At 65.8% G+C, this 15,326-nt stretch carries 14 protein-coding genes; 10 read left to right on the forward strand and 4 right to left on the reverse strand.

Annotated features, from left to right (window positions below; all coding sequences use genetic code 11):
- Positions 1 to 24 precede the first annotated feature (24 nt).
- The 4 genes from LB564_RS19825 to ptsP are packed head-to-tail and all read left to right on the forward strand — an operon-like array spanning position 25 to position 4,251.
- The gene (locus LB564_RS19825) at positions 25 to 786 is read left to right on the forward strand and encodes a PTS glucitol/sorbitol transporter subunit IIC (RefSeq protein ID WP_127279228.1); all 762 of its coding nucleotides are present in this window, start codon (positions 25 to 27) and stop codon (positions 784 to 786) included.
- A gap of 16 nt (positions 787 to 802) precedes the next feature.
- Entirely contained in the window at positions 803 to 1,801 is a 999-nt protein-coding gene (locus LB564_RS19830) for a PTS glucitol/sorbitol transporter subunit IIB (protein ID WP_140708197.1), read from the forward strand.
- Between the two features lie 29 nt (positions 1,802 to 1,830).
- Entirely contained in the window at positions 1,831 to 2,211 is a 381-nt protein-coding gene (locus tag LB564_RS19835; protein WP_140708199.1) for a PTS glucitol/sorbitol transporter subunit IIA, read from the forward strand.
- Positions 2,212 to 2,268: 57 nt separating this feature from the next.
- Complete coding sequence (ptsP, locus tag LB564_RS19840) at positions 2,269 to 4,251, forward strand: phosphoenolpyruvate--protein phosphotransferase (protein ID WP_224540279.1); 1,983 nt, start codon at positions 2,269 to 2,271, stop codon at positions 4,249 to 4,251.
- A 25-nt stretch (positions 4,252 to 4,276) separates the two neighbouring features.
- Here the strand turns inward: ptsP and LB564_RS19845 are convergent, their stop codons facing one another.
- Positions 4,277 to 5,077: a hypothetical protein gene (locus tag LB564_RS19845; protein ID WP_224540281.1), complete on the reverse strand. Its 801-nt coding sequence runs from the start codon at positions 5,075 to 5,077 to the stop codon at positions 4,277 to 4,279.
- A gap of 156 nt (positions 5,078 to 5,233) precedes the next feature.
- On the opposite strand from LB564_RS19845, the gene LB564_RS19850 reads away from it, so the two are divergent.
- Complete coding sequence (locus LB564_RS19850) at positions 5,234 to 6,259, forward strand: sugar-binding transcriptional regulator (RefSeq protein WP_181173770.1); 1,026 nt, start codon at positions 5,234 to 5,236, stop codon at positions 6,257 to 6,259.
- On the opposite strand, the gene LB564_RS19855 is transcribed toward LB564_RS19850, so the two are convergent.
- Genes LB564_RS19855 through LB564_RS19865 form a run of 3 tightly spaced genes read right to left on the reverse strand, consistent with a single transcriptional unit; the run spans position 6,246 to position 9,423 of the window.
- Positions 6,246 to 7,097 carry a TIGR01459 family HAD-type hydrolase gene (locus LB564_RS19855; protein ID WP_224540283.1) on the reverse strand — a complete coding sequence of 284 codons (852 nt, stop codon included), beginning with the start codon at positions 7,095 to 7,097 and terminating at the stop codon, positions 6,246 to 6,248. The two genes, LB564_RS19850 and LB564_RS19855, sit on opposite strands and share 14 nt — an antisense overlap.
- Positions 7,094 to 8,368, reverse strand: a complete 1,275-nt coding sequence (locus tag LB564_RS19860) for an FGGY-family carbohydrate kinase (RefSeq protein WP_224540284.1) — start codon at positions 8,366 to 8,368, stop codon at positions 7,094 to 7,096. Before LB564_RS19860 ends, LB564_RS19855 begins: the two co-directional genes overlap by 4 nt.
- Positions 8,369 to 8,382: 14 nt before the next feature.
- Positions 8,383 to 9,423 carry a class II aldolase/adducin family protein gene (locus LB564_RS19865; protein ID WP_224540286.1) on the reverse strand — a complete coding sequence of 347 codons (1,041 nt, stop codon included), beginning with the start codon at positions 9,421 to 9,423 and terminating at the stop codon, positions 8,383 to 8,385.
- Between the two features lie 180 nt (positions 9,424 to 9,603).
- Between LB564_RS19865 and LB564_RS19870 the strand changes: the two genes are divergently transcribed.
- The 5 genes from LB564_RS19870 to LB564_RS19890 all read left to right on the forward strand — a co-directional run bounded on the left by LB564_RS19870 (position 9,604) and on the right by LB564_RS19890 (position 15,320).
- Positions 9,604 to 10,386 (forward strand): DeoR/GlpR family DNA-binding transcription regulator, encoded by a 783-nt coding sequence (locus LB564_RS19870; protein ID WP_224540288.1) that lies wholly within the window; start codon positions 9,604 to 9,606, stop codon positions 10,384 to 10,386.
- On the forward strand, positions 10,383 to 11,765 hold the full coding sequence (locus LB564_RS19875) for an FGGY-family carbohydrate kinase (protein WP_224540290.1): 1,383 nt from the start codon (positions 10,383 to 10,385) through the stop codon (positions 11,763 to 11,765). Before LB564_RS19870 ends, LB564_RS19875 begins: the two co-directional genes overlap by 4 nt.
- Positions 11,762 to 13,306 (forward strand): sugar ABC transporter ATP-binding protein, encoded by a 1,545-nt coding sequence (locus tag LB564_RS19880; protein ID WP_224540292.1) that lies wholly within the window; start codon positions 11,762 to 11,764, stop codon positions 13,304 to 13,306. The genes LB564_RS19875 and LB564_RS19880 overlap by 4 nt, the downstream gene beginning before the upstream one ends.
- Positions 13,303 to 14,301, forward strand: a complete 999-nt coding sequence (locus tag LB564_RS19885) for an ABC transporter permease subunit (protein WP_224540294.1) — start codon at positions 13,303 to 13,305, stop codon at positions 14,299 to 14,301. The genes LB564_RS19880 and LB564_RS19885 overlap by 4 nt, the downstream gene beginning before the upstream one ends.
- 80 nt (positions 14,302 to 14,381) lie before the next feature.
- Positions 14,382 to 15,320: an ABC transporter substrate-binding protein gene (locus tag LB564_RS19890; RefSeq protein ID WP_140708219.1), complete on the forward strand. Its 939-nt coding sequence runs from the start codon at positions 14,382 to 14,384 to the stop codon at positions 15,318 to 15,320.
- Positions 15,321 to 15,326 lie beyond the last annotated feature (6 nt).

Consider the following 15,326-nt stretch of genomic DNA (forward strand, 5'->3'; position numbering starts at 1 on the left):
GGCGGGCCGGCATAAGGAGGAGAAATGTCTGTATTTTCGTTGTTGGCGCAGCATGCCGACATGGCCGTGCACAATTTGCATGTCGCGGGTGCCATGGTTTCGGATGCTGCATTGCATGGTAAGCTCGCCGTCGAGCATGCTTCCGACCATCTCGTTGTCCTGGCGCAAGCCGACAGCGGGCCGATTACCGTCGACCAGTTCAAGGAAAAGCTGAAGGACGTCCAGCAGGAAGAGCAGCTCGGCTGGCTGACCGCCATCGGCAAGTACTTCATCGGCATCTTCCAGAAGGGCGGCGAAGTGTTCGCCGGTTTCGTCACCGGCATCATTCCGACGCTGGTGGTGCTGATGACCGCCTTCTACGCCGTCACCGAACTGGTCGGCGAAGAGCGCGTTCATGGCCTGGCGCGTGGCGCCGGCAGGATCGCGCTGACGCGCTATACGCTGCTGCCGCTGCTTGCGGTGTTCTTCCTCACCAATCCGATGGCCTATACGTTCGGATCGTTCCTGGAAGAGAAGCACAAGCCCGCCTTCTATGACGCGGCCGTGTCCTACGTGCATCCGCCGCTCGGCCTGTTCCCGCACATCAACCCCGGCGAATATTTCGTCTGGGGCGGCATTCTGGTCGCGCTGCTGGAACTGGAAAAGAAGGGCGCCGTCGTCGCCGGTTACCACGTCAAGGTGGCGATCTGGTACGCCATCGTCGGCCTCGTCGTCATTCTGCTCAAGGGCATGCTGACCGAGCGCATCACCGCCATCATGGCACGCCGCCAGGGCGTCGAGCTGTAAGGGCGGGGAGGACATCATGGCCAAGACATACAAAGCCGTAAGGATCACCCGGGGCAAAACAGGGTGGGGCGGTCCGCTCGTGATCGAGCCGACCGAACAGCGCAGCAAGGTTGTTTCCGTCACCGGTGGCGGCATTCATCCGGTGGCGCAGCTCATCGCCGACATGACCGGCGCCGAAGCCGTCGACGGCTTCAAGGCGCCGCCGATCGAAAGCGAAATGGCGGTGGTCGTCGTCGACTGCGGCGGCACCGCACGCTGCGGCGTCTACCCGCGCAAGCGTATCCCGACCGTCAACCTGACACCGGTCGGTCAGTCCGGGCCGCTCGCGCAGTTCATCACCGAGGATATTTATGTTTCGGGCGTCAAGCCGGCCGACGTCACAATGGCCGACGGTTCCGAGGCGGTCACCACTGCGGGGGGAGCAGCATCGATGAGTTCTACCAACAACACCGCGACCCCGGCGGCGCTGCCCAGCGAGGGCGGGCTGATCGGTTTCATCAGCACGATCGGCCGCGTCATGGGTCGTGTCGTCGGCATTTTCTTCAATGCCGGCCGCCGCACCATCGACCAGGTCATCCGCAACGTGCTGCCGTTCATGGCCTTCGTGACCATGCTCATCGGCCTGATCCTCTACACCGGTATCGGCGACGTGCTGGCGCAGCCGATGGGTCCGCTGGCCAACAACATCGTCGGTCTGCTGGTCATCTCGGCGATTTGCGGCCTGCCTTTCCTGTCGCCCATCCTGGGACCAGGCGCCGTCATCGCGCAGGTCATCGGCGTCGCCATCATCGGCCCGCAGATCGCCAACGGCACGATTTCGCCGGCAATGGCCCTGCCGGCGCTGTTTGCCTACAACACCCAGGTCGGCTGCGACTTTGTCCCCGTCGGTCTGGCGCTCGGCGAGGCCAAGCCCAAGACGATCGAAATCGGCGTTCCGGCGGTGCTCATCAGCCGCCAGATCATGGGTCCGGTCTCGGTGCTGATCGCCTGGGTCGTCTCCCTGATCGTGTTCTGAAAAACACCAACAACAACGAGGTTCGCCATATGTCGGTTCTTCTCAAGACACGGGTCACTGCAATCGGACCCGAAGTGGCGGACCTTGCCGAAGGAGGCGTGGTCATCCTGTTCGCGGATGGCTCGCCGCCCGAGCTTGCCGAAGTCTCCGTCCTGCACAGGACGGAGCAAGGCCCGAGTGACGGAGCGCCCGCGAAGGGCGCTTCGATCACCATCGGCCCGGTTTCAGCCGTCATAACCGCGGTCGGCTCCAGCGCCTGGAGCAAGGTGCTCGAAATGGGCCACGTCGTCATCTCGTTCAACGGCGCCCCGGAGGCCGAGAGGCCAGGCGAGATCTGCGCATCGCCGGTCGATGCCCAGGCGCTTGTCGCCGCCCTGAAGACAGACGCGATCATCACAATCGCCGCCTGAAAGCACTCGCGCCCCGCCCAGTCTGGCTTTGGCGCCCAAAAAAGCAGAGTATTTGCCATGGAACGCTCGACCATCGTCAGAGTGCATGAAGGTTTGCACGCCCGCCCCGCCACGCGCTTCGTGAAGCTCGCGAAGGGTTTCGAATCCGACGTCGAACTGGTCAAGGACGGCAAGGCGGTCAGCGCCAAGAGCTCGGTCAAGCTGATGCTGCTGGCGGTCAAGGAAAACCAGGAAGTCACCGTGCGGGCGAACGGCGCCGACGCGATCGAGGCGATCGAGGCGCTGATCGGCTATCTCGAGAACCCAAAGGCGGGTCTGGAAGACGAAGAAACCCACATCCCGGCGAATGACGCAGGCAAGGATACGCCACCCGCGCCGGCGACCGAATCCGCGCCGGCGGCATCGGAGGATGCAGGTGGTTTGCGCGGCGTTGCCGCAAGCGAGGGCGTCGCCATCGGGCCGGCCTTCGCGCATTTCCCGCCTGACATCGCCGGGCAGGGCCGTATGCTGCAGGCGGAAGAAATCGCCGGCGAGATCGACAGGTTCCGCGCCGCCGTCGCCGCCGTCCAGGCGCGCATGGATCGGGCCTTGGCGCAGGATAGTCTGTCGGCGGGAGACCGCGGCATCGTCGCGGCACTCAGGGATATCGCCGCCGACGACAGCCTGACCGGCGAGGCCGAAAAGGCGATCAAGGGCGGCAATGACGCGATCTCGGCCACGATCACCGCCGCTTCCACCATCGCCGCCGATTTCAGCGCCGTCGACGATCATTATCTCAATGCGCGGGCGGACGACGTCCACGCGGTCGGGCGGCAGATTTGCCTGGTGCTGCTCGGACAGGACGACGTCAGCCTCGAAAACATCCCGCAGGGTGCGATCCTGATCGCCGATGATATCGGCGCCTGGGATCTGGCGCGCGCGCCGCTAAAACGCATCGGCGGCGTGGTGTGCGGCCATGGCGGCGCCACCTCGCATATCGCCATCATCGCCCGTTCGCACGGCATTCCGGCGGTGCTGGGGCTTGGCGACCAGGTCAACGCCTTGCGCACGGCGCGAGAGGTGGCGCTCGACGGCAATAGTGGCCAGGTGATCATCGATCCCGACGCGGCGACGCGCGCCGATTTCGCCGGCCGTGTCGAAGCGGCGGCAAAGGAGCGTGCCGGCCTGACCGCCTTCAAGACGGTGACGCCGAAGCTGGCGGACGGCAGGGTGATCGAGGTCGCGGCCAATATCGGCTCGCTGGAGGAGATCGAAGCAGCACAGGAGGCGGGCGCCATGGGCGTCGGCCTGTTCCGCACCGAGCTTCTGTTCATGCGCCATATGCACCTGCCGTCGGAAGACATGCAGGCAGAGACCTATGCGGCGCTGGCCAAAGCCTTCGCCCCCTATCCGGTCATCGTGCGCACGCTCGACATCGGCGGCGACAAGCCGATCGCCGGCATCGAGTTTCCCGATGAGGAAAATCCCTTCCTCGGCTGGCGCGGCATCCGCATGTGCCTCGACCGGCCCGATATCTTCAAGCGTCAGCTGAGGGCGCTGCTGAGGGCCGCCGTACACGGCAACATCAAGGTGATGCTGCCGATGGTGTCTGATATCGGCGAGGTGAGGCAGACGCGTCTTCTGGTCGATGAATGCGCCGCCGAACTGAAGGCCGAAGGCGTGCCGCACGCGACATTCGATCTCGGCGTGATGATCGAGACCCCGGCCGCGGTGCTGATCGCGCCGGCATTGGCCAAGGAGGTTGCCTTCTTCTCGATCGGCACCAACGACCTGACCCAGTACATCATGGCCGCCGACAGGCTCAACCCGACCGTTGCCAAGCTCAACGACGTCACCAATCCGGCCGTTATGTCGGCGATCGAGCTGACGGCCAAGGCCGGCGTCGCCGCCGGCATCATGGTGGGCATGTGCGGCGAGGCGGCGTGCCGGCCGGATCTCATTCCAGCCTTCCTGAAGATGGGCCTGACCGAGCTGTCGATGAGCCCGGCCTCGATCCAGCGCGCCAAGAAGACGATCATGGTCATGACGGCCGGGGAGTAGTTTCCGCGACCGCTGCTGCTGGAGCTTACGGCAAGTGGGCAAGCAAGGTGGCGAAGACAGGCGTCAATTCGTCGACCGGGCTCGCCTTGGCACAGGCCTGGACGATGCGGTCACGACGGATGTCGGCGGCCAGGATCGCGATCTCAAGCATGTCGGGCTCCGGCGCGCCATCGCGGCCGGTTGTCGCCAGACCGCAGGCAAGGACGACCGGCGCGAGGCAGCTTACCTCGAGCGCCTTGTCACCCATTGCCACCGCGTCCGGGGCGGCGTCACCAAAACGGATCGGGCGCTGGCCAAGGCACTCGACCAGCAACGCCGAACACGTCGCCGCGATGGCCTGCAATCCAGCATCGGGCGCGGTGAGCGCGGCCAACATCTCGCCACGCCGTTTGCGCATGGCCGCATGGACAGCGGCGAATCCGGCTTCATGGATACGGGCATTGTCGATCTTGAGCCCGGCAAGCACCGCCTTGGTCAGGTAATACATGTCGCGCCGGAACAGGCGCTCGGCGCTCAACTGCTGTTCTTCGTCCCCGGCCGGGAAATAGGTGCCGAGACCTTTCACCGTCGTTCCGTCTACCCTTATCGGGCGTTCATGCGGGACGAAGGATTCGGCGATCGACAGCGCTTCGTCGACGGCACTGGCGGCATGGCTGAGCAGGCCTTCGATGCCTTTGCCCGGAAATGGCGGCAGATGGCTGGTCGCTTCGCGCAGCAGGCTGGCCTCGCTGGCGCCGTCATGGCGGCTCTGGCGGATGATGTCGCGGACTTCCCGCAGCCGGTCCTTGAGGTTGACGCGGACGTCTTCGGAGATTTGTCGGAGCATCGCGGTTTGCCTCGAATGTGCCGTGCGGGACCAGCCGCGGTGGGCCGGCCACCACCTCTACATTGTTCCTATCGATTGGTAGATCAATAGGCGATACTAGACCAGCATGCAGAATCGGCAGCGGCCACGCGCCCGTCGCCGCGGGGGAGGGATGATTTGGCCAGGGGACGACAAATCGAGGAAAGGCGGGCCGACGAGAGGCGAGCAGGAGCCGAAGCGGCCGAGCAGGTCGTCAGCGAGAGCCGGACAGACCGCCTCCGGATCCGCGCCGCCTGGATGTATTTCGTCGAGCAGATGACGCAGAACGAGATCGCCGATGTGCTTGGCGTCGGCCGCGTCACCATCGTGCGCATGCTGGCGGAGGCCAGGTCGCGCAACGAGGTCAAGATCACAATCGAGAGCGAGCTTCTGGAGATCGTGCGGCTGGAGCGAGCGCTTGAAAGGACCTTCGGCCTGCAGCAGGCGCTGGTGGCGCCGTTGACCGCGGCCAACGCCGATCCGATCCCGGCGATCGCCGCCAAGACCGGCATGTTCCTGTCAGATGCGATGAAGTCCGGCATGCAGGTCGGCGTCGGCTGGGGCAATACGCTGTTCCACACCTTGCCGTTCATCAGCGCCAAATCGCTGACCGATTTCAAGGTGATTTCGCTGCTTGGCGGCGTTGGCGTCGCGCGCCGGGTCAACCCGGCCGAGTTCGCCTGGCGCTTTGCCCAGATTTTCCAGGGCGACGGCTATCTGATGCCGACGCCAGCCGTCGTCGACAGCGTCGAGACCAAGATCGCGCTGATCGAACGCTGCGGCCTGCAGGAGGTTTTTGAGATGGCCGACGCGCTCGATGCCGTTCTGCTGAGTGTCGGCGGCATTGCTTCGGCCACCACTTTCTCGCGCGGCGGCTTCCTCAGGGAAGCGGACCGCGAGGCACTGCTGGCGCGCGGCGCCGTCGGCGACCTGCTGTTCCATTTCTACGACCGCAATGGCGATCTGGTCGACCATCCCGTCAACAACCATGTGATGTCGGTGGATGTCGACCGGCTGCGCAAGGCGCCAATCCGTATCCTGACCTCGGGCGGGGCGGAGAAGATCGAGGCCTTGTTGGGAGCGATGAACCTGATTGCGCCGACGATCCTGATCACCGACGAGGAAAGCGCAAGGCGCATGCTCGAAGCGGTCAGCGAAAGCTGAACGATCCCGTGATGTAGTCCGGCCAGGCCTTGTGCCCGTCGAAAACGGCGGCGAGGTCGGCCGTGTCGGCCAATATTCCACCCGACACCAGCGCCGTGGCGATGCCGACACCGTTGCCGCCCGCAATATCGTGTTCGACGCTGTCGCCGACGCAGACCACGCTGGCGCGCTCCGGTTCGCCTGCCAGGGCGAGCGCGGCATCGAAGATCGCCGGAAAGGGCTTGCCGATGCGGGTGACGCCGCCGCCGAGACTTTCGTAGAGATCGGCGATCTCGCCCGCGCCAAAGCGGGGCCCTACCGCCGTCAGCATGACCTTGTCTGGATTGGTGCAGTAGCAGCGCACTTGCCGCACCGCTGCCGGAGCCAGCAGCCGGCGATAGCGGTCGAGGTCGTGGCGGTCGCCTTCGCTGGCCGAGATCAGCACGAGTTCGGCATCCTCGCCGGCTTCGGTCAGCGCGAAAGGCAGGCCTTCGATCGCGCTGCGATCGCCGTCGCGGCTGATCAGCAGGCATTTGGTGCCGGGCCGCAACGCCCCGGTCGCCGCCATTTCGTGGAAACGCCGCCACGCCACCTCGCCGGAGGACACGAAATGGTCCCAGCTGCCGGCCGCGAAGCCGAGCTTCAGCAGGCGATCCTCGTTCGGACCGGCACGCTTGCCGGAATTGGAAATCAGCACCACCGTCTTGCCGGCGCGCTTCAGCGCCGACAATGCCGCCACCGCGCCGGGGTAGGGGGCCTGGCCGTCATGCAGCACACCGAACTGGTCGAGCAGGAAGACCTGGTAGCGCTCCGCCAGCGGCCCGATGCCGTCTAGATGTTCGATGCTTTTGGCACTCATAACAGGCCTGCCTCGCTTGCACCCTTCAGCGCCAGCCGTGCCGTACCGGCGGCCGCTTCGTCCGAGAGGGCCGGCAGGAAAGCGACGCCCAGCTTGCGCTGCCGGATCGCCGTCCATACCGGGTTCGCGGCGCCGCCGCCGACGCTTCGGACCGATGTCAGGGCGGGCGCTCCAAGTTCGGCCAGCCTGCCGTAGCCCAGCGCCTCGATGGCCGCCATGCCCTCGAACATCGCCTTGAGGTAATCGGCGTCGTTGGCAGGCCGTGGGGTGAGACGCGGCGGCAAGGCCGGATCGGCGATCGGGAACCGCTCGCCGGCCGTTCCAAGCGGATAATAGTCGAGGCCGGTTTCGGTCGTGGGGTCGATCATCGCGCTGAGTTCGATGATCCGCGCGAGCGGAAAATGCCGGGCCAACACCTTGCCGCCGGAATTCGAGGCGCCGCCAGCAAGCCAGCTGTCGCCAAGACGATGGCTGTAGATGCCGAAGCGCGGCGCCGAGATCGGCCGGTCGGACAGGATCTTGATGGTGAGCGAGGACCCCAGCGCGGTGACGCCGTCGCCGGCCGCTGTCGCACCCGTCGCCAGGAACGAGGCGCAGCCGTCGGTGGTGCCGGCAACCACGACCACATCGCGCGGCAGGCCGAAAAGCTCGGCAGCGGCCGCGGTGAGCGTGCCGGTGACGTCGCCCGGCTCGACGACATCAGGCAGCAAATCCATGCGCATGCCGGTGGCCGCGATCCAGTCCGGCCAGCGGCGCTGCTCGACGTCATAGCCGGTCTTGAGCGCATTGTTCTCGTCGCTGACATCGAAGCGTCCGGACAGGTTGCCGGCGATCCAGTCGGCCTGGTGCAGCACCGCCGCTATGCCGGGCTGATGCTGGAACCGCAAAGCCTTGGCGAGGCCTGAAGTCGCCCCGTGGGCGGCGCTCGCTTCCGGCGCCTCGCGGACGATCGCCGCCAGGATGGCGGCGTCATCGACCTTGTCATTGTACATCAGCGGCTCGGCCAGAGGCCGCCCATCAATGTCGACCGGGAGCAGCGTGCCCGACGTGCCGTCGATGGCGACAGCGAGGATCGCGGCGCGGTCGACGCCAGAAAGCAGTTCCGCCAGCGCCGCCTGGACCGCTTGCCACCATACCGAGGGGTCGCGAGGGTTCTGGCCAAACCTGTCGAGAGGCACGGCGGATTGGCCGACAATGGAAAAATCCTGGCGCATGGCGACGGCGCGGGCGCCAGAGGTGCCGATATCGATGCCGACGACAAGTGGCGTCATGTCGTCCGTCCTTGTCAGGCCGTGTTGGCGGCGTTGAGCTTCTGGCGATACTGCTCGGCGTCCCAGTTGACCAGTTCGCCATTCTCGGCGGCGGTGAGATAGTTCAGCCGCGCCTTGCTGTCGACGCGCGCGGTCACGTCGGCGAGGCAGCGTTGCATGGCGTCGGCACCTGCGCTGGCGTCGCCGCGCATCAGCACGCCGGCACCGGGAAACAGGATTGCCGGGGGCGCCGCGCCGAGCCGCGCGGTGACGCCGGCCACGTCTTCGCCCGGCCTCGCAACGACCGAGCCCTGGCCAAGGAAGATGACATGGTCCGGATAAAGGCTGCCGGCCTCGGCCATGCCAAGGCTTTCCGGATCGAGGGCGACCGCGTGCGCCTCGACATCCGCCGGCAATCGGTAGCCGTCGGCTAGCGCCGTCAAGGCGGCGATATCCGGCGCGGCGGTCGCGCGCGGCTGCCGTGCCAGGAGCGACCGGACGCGGTGCAGCAAAGCCTCGGCCCCGGCGACGGTTTCGGCAGCGACCACCAGCCCGTGATTGCCAAGGATGAGCACGTCGACCCCAGGCCGCAGCTTCTCGGCAATGCCGCGGGCAAGCGGCAGGCCCGGACGGAAATACGGTACCCAGGCCCATTCGATGCCGCTGAGCCGCCTGGCGACCTCGGTCTCGCCATCGGCTTGCACTGCAAGCGAAATCGTGTCGACGCAGTGGACATGCAAAACCACGCGTTGCGGCATCAAGGCATGCACGGTGGTTTCGATCGACGGCCGCAGGCCACGCGGATTGAGGTCTTCGATGGCGAAGGCCTGTGGCTTGTCGGCGGCTGGATCGCGCCGTTCGACCGCCTCGAGCAGCGGCGCCATCGCCACCGGCACCATGATGTCGTCGCTGAGCGCATCCTTCAGCCAGGTGCCCGAGGCCTTGATCCACAGCGTGTCGCCGGCCTTGAGCGAAGTGTTGCCGCCCGCCGCCTGTGTCATATGGGGATTGAGCCCGATGCTGGCCGAGAGCGCCCGCAGGGAAGCCAGTTCCTGTGCATCAGCTTGGGTTGCCACGGCGCCTTTCCTCCAACGTCTGCACGAAATCCCGTCGCCGGGCCGCTGCTGGCGTTGATATCGCAGATATGAGTGATCTACGTCAATGGTGATCTACTATCGTCAAAACTAGCTTGCAATCCGACTAATGTTGAGTAAGTTGCACCAGTTGCCGTAGAAAATGGCATCAGGGAGGAAGAGTTGAGCGACTTCGGCCGCCAGCGTCAGATCGTCGAATTGCTCCGGGAGCGCCCGTTCGCCTCCGTGCGCGAGTTGCAGGAGCGGCTCGGCGTTTCGGCAGCCACGGTCAGGCGTGATATCGACCGGATCGACGAGGCCGGTGAAGCCCGCAAGGTCTATGGCGGCATATCGGCGCTCGATGGCGCCTCGCATGCGGGCGTTGCCTATGCCCGGCCCTATGACGAGAACCGGGACCTCGCCGTCGAGGCCAAGCGGCAGATTGCAACCGTCGCCGCGACCATGGTGCGCGACGGCGACGCGGTTATCGTCCACGGCGGCTCGACCTGCTTCCATCTCGGCGTCAAGCTCGCCGACCGCAACATCCGACTCTACACCAATTCGATGCCGCTCGCTGCCTATCTCAGCGACCATGGCCATTGCAGCCTGACGGTCGCCGGCGGTGATCTGCACCGCGAACCCGGCATCATCCATTCGCCGACCCAGGCGACGCCTTTCTATGCCTCGAAATTCTTTCTCGGCACGCAAGGGCTCAACCAGGAAGGGCTGCTGGAATCGCATCCGCTGCTGGTCCGCTCCATTGCCGATCTCAGCCTCTGCGCCGACCAGATCGTGGTGCTGGCCGACAGCCGCAAACTCTCGATCCACGCGCGCAACGTCGCGCTGCCGCTGTCGCGCATCGGCACGCTGGTCACCGATGACGGCCTCTCCGATGCCGATGCGCGCATGCTGGAGGACGCCGGCGTCATGGTGCGGATTGCTGCTACCTCGGGAGCGACCCCGTGAATGTGGCGGTGCTGGACTTCGGCAAGACCAATTCGAAGCTGTTCGTCTTCAGCCAGGACGGCCGCATCCTGGACGAACGCAGGACGCAGCCGAAATGGACGCACCAAGGCGGCTTCAGCGTGCTTGACGAAGCCGCCCTCCATGACTGGGCGTTCGGTGCCGTCACCGACGCGGTCGAAAACCATGGTGTCGAAGGGGTGATGGTGTCGGGCCATGGTTGCACCTTCGCCCTTGTCGGCGACAAGGCGCTGACGCATCCGATCCTCGACTACGAACAGGAGCCACCGGCCGAGATCGCGGCGCGGATCGACCGCCGCATCCCGGATTTTGCCGAGACGTTTTCGCCGCGCCTGCCGCTCGGCTTTAACTATGGCCGCCACATGCTGTGGCTGCAGGAGGTCGATCCCGATGCCTTTACGGCAGCGACATCGATCCTCGGCTATCCCCAGTACTGGAGCTGGCGCCTCGGCGGGCGGCCGGTTTCGGAAGTCTCCTATCTCGGGTGCCATTCGCATTTGTGGGCGCCGCGCGAACGTGATTTCTCCTCGCTGGTCGACGCCCAGGGCTGGCGCGGCCAGATGCCGGCTTTCGAACGTGCCGGCACCGTCATCGGCGAGCAGCGCTTCGGCGATATCAAGCGATCGATCGCGATCCACAATGGCGTCCACGACTCCAATGCGGCACTGCATGCCTATCGCCGGCAAGGCCTTGGACCGCTGACCGTCGTCTCGACCGGCACCTGGGTCGTCGTGCTCAATCCCGACTGCCCGCTCGAAGCGCTCGACCGTGAGCGCGACATGCTGGTCAATGTCGATGTCGACGGCGGTCCGGTGCCGACCATCCGCTTCATGGGCGGGCGCGAATTCGCCGTCATCAGCGGCGGCTGGCAAGGCGCGATCCCGCTTGGCTCGATACAGCAGGCGCTCGATGCTCGCCTCATGGCGCTGCCCAGTTTCGCGCCGGGCGGGCCAATGCCGAGCCATCGCGGCGAAATCATCGGCGGTAAGCCCAGTGACGGGCAGAGCGCGGCGGTGGCGCTGCTTTACGTGGCGCTGATGATTGATCTCTGCCTCGATCTCATTAGTTCGCAGAATACCGTCATCGTCGATGGCGGGCTGAACACGGGCGGCCTGCTTGCCGGGCTGCTGGCGCAACTGCGTCCCGGCCAGACCTTCCTGCAAGGCGCCTCGCTGGAAGGCAGCGCCACGGGTGCGGCAGCGCTCGCCTTCGAGAGCGAAGGTCATGACTTCGCCGCCGAGCCGCCGGAGCCGGTGCGGGCGACAGAATTCAGTGGCCTCGCCGGCTATCGCGATGCCTGGCGCGATCGCGTCGCTGCCGGACATGGCGCCGCCGTCAAGGCTGCGGGTGGTGCGCGATGAGCGCGGCCGTGCAGACGCAGGCGACGCGCCAGCCGGTGCTGGAGATGCGCCACATCTCGAAGACCTTCGGTGCGATCCGTGCCCTGCAGGACGTCTCGCTCAGCGTCCATGCCGGCGAACTGCACGCGCTGATGGGCGAGAACGGCGCCGGCAAGTCGACGTTGATGAAGGTGCTGTCCGGCGCCTATCGGCCGGATGCGGGGGGCGAGATACTCATCGATGGCGCGCCCGCCGCGACCGGCGATCCGATCAAGGCGCGCGCCGCAGGCATCGCGGTGATCTACCAGGAGCTGTCGCTGGCGCCGAACCTGACGGTGGCGCAGAACATCTTCCTCGGCAATGAACCCCGCCGCTTCGGCATCGTCGACCGTGACCAGTGCAACCGTCGCGCTGGCGAAATCATCGCGCGGCTCGGCGTCTCGTTCTCGGCGCGCGCCCTGGTTTCCAGCCTGTCGCTCGGCGAACGACAGTTGGTCGAGATCGCCCGGGCGCTTTCGACCAATGCGCGCATCATCGTCATGGACGAGCCGACCACGTCCTTGACCTCGCGCGAGACCGACCTTCTGTTCGAGGTGATCGCGACGCTGAAGACGCAAGGCATCGCCATCATCTATATCAGCCACCGCATGGAAGAGGTCTACCAACTCGCCGATCGCGTCAGCGTGCTGCGCGACAGCGGCTATGTCGGGACGCTGGAGCGCGCCGACCTCAGCGCCTCGCGGCTGGTGTCGATGATGGTCGGCCGTGATCTCTCGGCCTTCTACAAGAAGGACCATCGCCCGCCGGGCGAGAAGCGCGCTGTCGCGCTCTCGGTGCGCGGCATGTCCGACGGGCGCCTGCTGAAGGACTGTTCGTTCGACCTCCATCACGGTGAGGTGCTGGCGCTGGCGGGTCTCGTCGGTTCTGGCCGAACCGAACTCGCCAGGCTGATCTTCGGCGCCGACAAGCGCAGCGCCGGCACGATGGAACTCGACGGCAGGCCCATAGCCATCGGCTCGCCGGGCGAGGCGCTCGATGCCGGCATCGCCTACCTCACCGAAGACCGCAAGGAACTCGGCCTGTTCCTCGACATGTCGATTTCCGACAATATCAGCATGGGCGTGCTGGCCAGGGACGCGCGGGCCGGCGGCTTGCGCGACTTCACCACTGCGGACAGGCGTGCGGCGAAGGCCATTGCGGACCTCTCCATCCGCACCGGCTCCGCGCAAGCCAATGCCGGCTCGCTGTCGGGCGGCAACCAGCAGAAGGTGCTGCTCGCGCGGCTGCTCGAAACCGAGCCGAAGGTCGTCATCCTCGACGAGCCGACACGCGGCGTCGACGTCGGCGCCAAGTCGGAAATCTACCGGCTGATCGACAATCTCGCCAACAAGGGTATCGCCATCCTGATGATCTCAAGCGAATTGCCCGAGGTGATCGGCGTCGCCGACCGCGTGCTGGTGATGCGCGATGGTGCGATCGCTGGCGAGGTGACGGCGTCGGAAGGCGAACCGCTTCGCCAGGAAGCGATCATGGAACTTGCGACGGGAGCGTCTCAGCGATGACAGACAGGACGACCGGGACGAAGAGTGTGGACCAGGCGGTGGCCAGGAACCGGCGGCTGCGCACCGCGCTTGCGGCGCTTGGCATGCTGCCGGTGCTGGTGCTGCTGGCGGCCGGCTTCCAGTTCATCAACCCGCGCTTTCTCACCGGCACCAACCTGCTGATCGTCACGCAGCAATCGTCGATCAACATCGTGCTGGCCGCCGGCATGACCTTCGTCATCCTGACCGGCGGCATCGACCTGTCGGTCGGTTCGATCCTCGCCGCCGCGGCCATGGTGGCGGTGCTGGTGTCGCTGGTGCCGGACTGGGGCCTGCTCGGCGTGCCGGCGGCCATCCTGGCCGGGCTCGGCTTCGGGCTGATCAACGGGCTGCTCATCGCCTATATCAGGCTGCCGCCCTTCATCGTCACTCTGGGTTCGCTGACCGCCGTGCGCGGCGTTGCCCGCTTGCTCGGGCAGGACACGACGGTGTTCAATTCCGACCTGCCGTTCGACTTCATCGGCAATGGTTCGGTGCTCGGCATCCCCTGGCTGGTCATCATCGCGCTGTCGGTGGTGGTGCTGTCCTGGCTGGTGCTGAAACGCACGGTGCTCGGCACCTGGATCTATGCCGTCGGCGGCAATGCCGAGGCCGCCCGGCTGACCGGCATCAAGGTGCCGCTGGTGCTGCTCTTCGTCTATGGCGTTTCCGGCCTGCTTGCCGGCCTCGGCGGCGCCATGTCGGCGGCTCGGCTATACGCCGCCAACGGCCTGCAACTCGGGCAAAGCTACGAACTCGACGCCATCGCCGCCGTCATCCTCGGCGGCACCAGTTTCGTCGGCGGCGTCGGCTCGATCTGGGGCACGCTGATCGGCGGCCTGATCATCGCGGTGCTCTCCAACGGGCTCATCTTGGCCGGTGTCTCGGACATCTGGCAGTACATCATCAAGGGATTGGTCATCATCGTGGCGGTCGCCCTCGACCGCTACCGGCTCCAGGCAGGGGCGAGAACGTGAGTGACCTGGTCGCCGGCATCAAAGACCGGCTTGTGTAACGCACCGCGAGAGGCGCGGGGCATCAGGAGGAAGTAAGCGTAATGAAGACCATCGCCAAACTGCTCTGCGGCGCCGCTTTCGCGGCCGTCGCGATCGCGCCGGCATCGGCCAAGGACCTCAACAAGGTCGGTATCTCGGTCGGCTTGCTCGGCAACCCGTTCTTCGTCGCCACCATCAAGGGCATCGAGGACGCGGCCAAGAAGATCAATCCGAAGGTCGAGGTGACATCGGTGTCGGCCGACTATGACCTCAACAAGCAGGTCTCGCAGGTCGATTCCTTCATCGCCGCCGGCGTCGACGTGATCATGCTCAACGCGGTCGACGCCAAGGCGATCGCGCCGGCGGTGAAGAAGGCGCAGGCCGCCGGCATCATCGTCGCGGCCTTCGACGTTTCGGCGCCGGGCGCCGATGTCACGGTGATGACCAACAACGTCAAGGCCGGTGAAGAGGCCTGCCAGTATCTGGTCGACCACACCGGCGGCAAGGGCGACTACGTCATCCTCAACGGGCCCGCGTCATCGTCGATCCTGGAGCGGGTGAAGGGCTGCAAGAACGTGCTTGCCCAGCATCCCGACATCAAGATCCTGTCGGACGACCAGAACGCCGAAGGCTCGCGCGACGGCGGCCTGAAGGTGTTCCAGTCGTTGCTGACCCGTTTCGACAAGATCGACGCGGTGTTCGCCATCAACGATCCGACGGCGATCGGCGCCGAGCTTGCCGCCAAGCAGCTTAACCGCTCCGAGTTCATCTTCACGGCGGTCGACGGCGCGCCGGATATCGAGAAGGAACTGTCTTCCGGCAAATCGATGATCAAGGCCTCGGCCTCGCAGGATCCCTATGTGATGGCCGGCCAGTCGCTGACCATGGCGGCCGAACTGCTGGCCGGCAAGAAGCCGGCGGAGGCCACCGTGCTGCTCGACCCGAAGCTGATCACGGCCGAGAACCTGAAGGACTACAAGGGCTGGACCGCGGCCCGCTGATCCATC

This window comes from Mesorhizobium sp. ES1-6 (genome assembly GCF_020164775.1).
Lineage (GTDB): Bacteria > Pseudomonadota > Alphaproteobacteria > Rhizobiales > Rhizobiaceae > Mesorhizobium.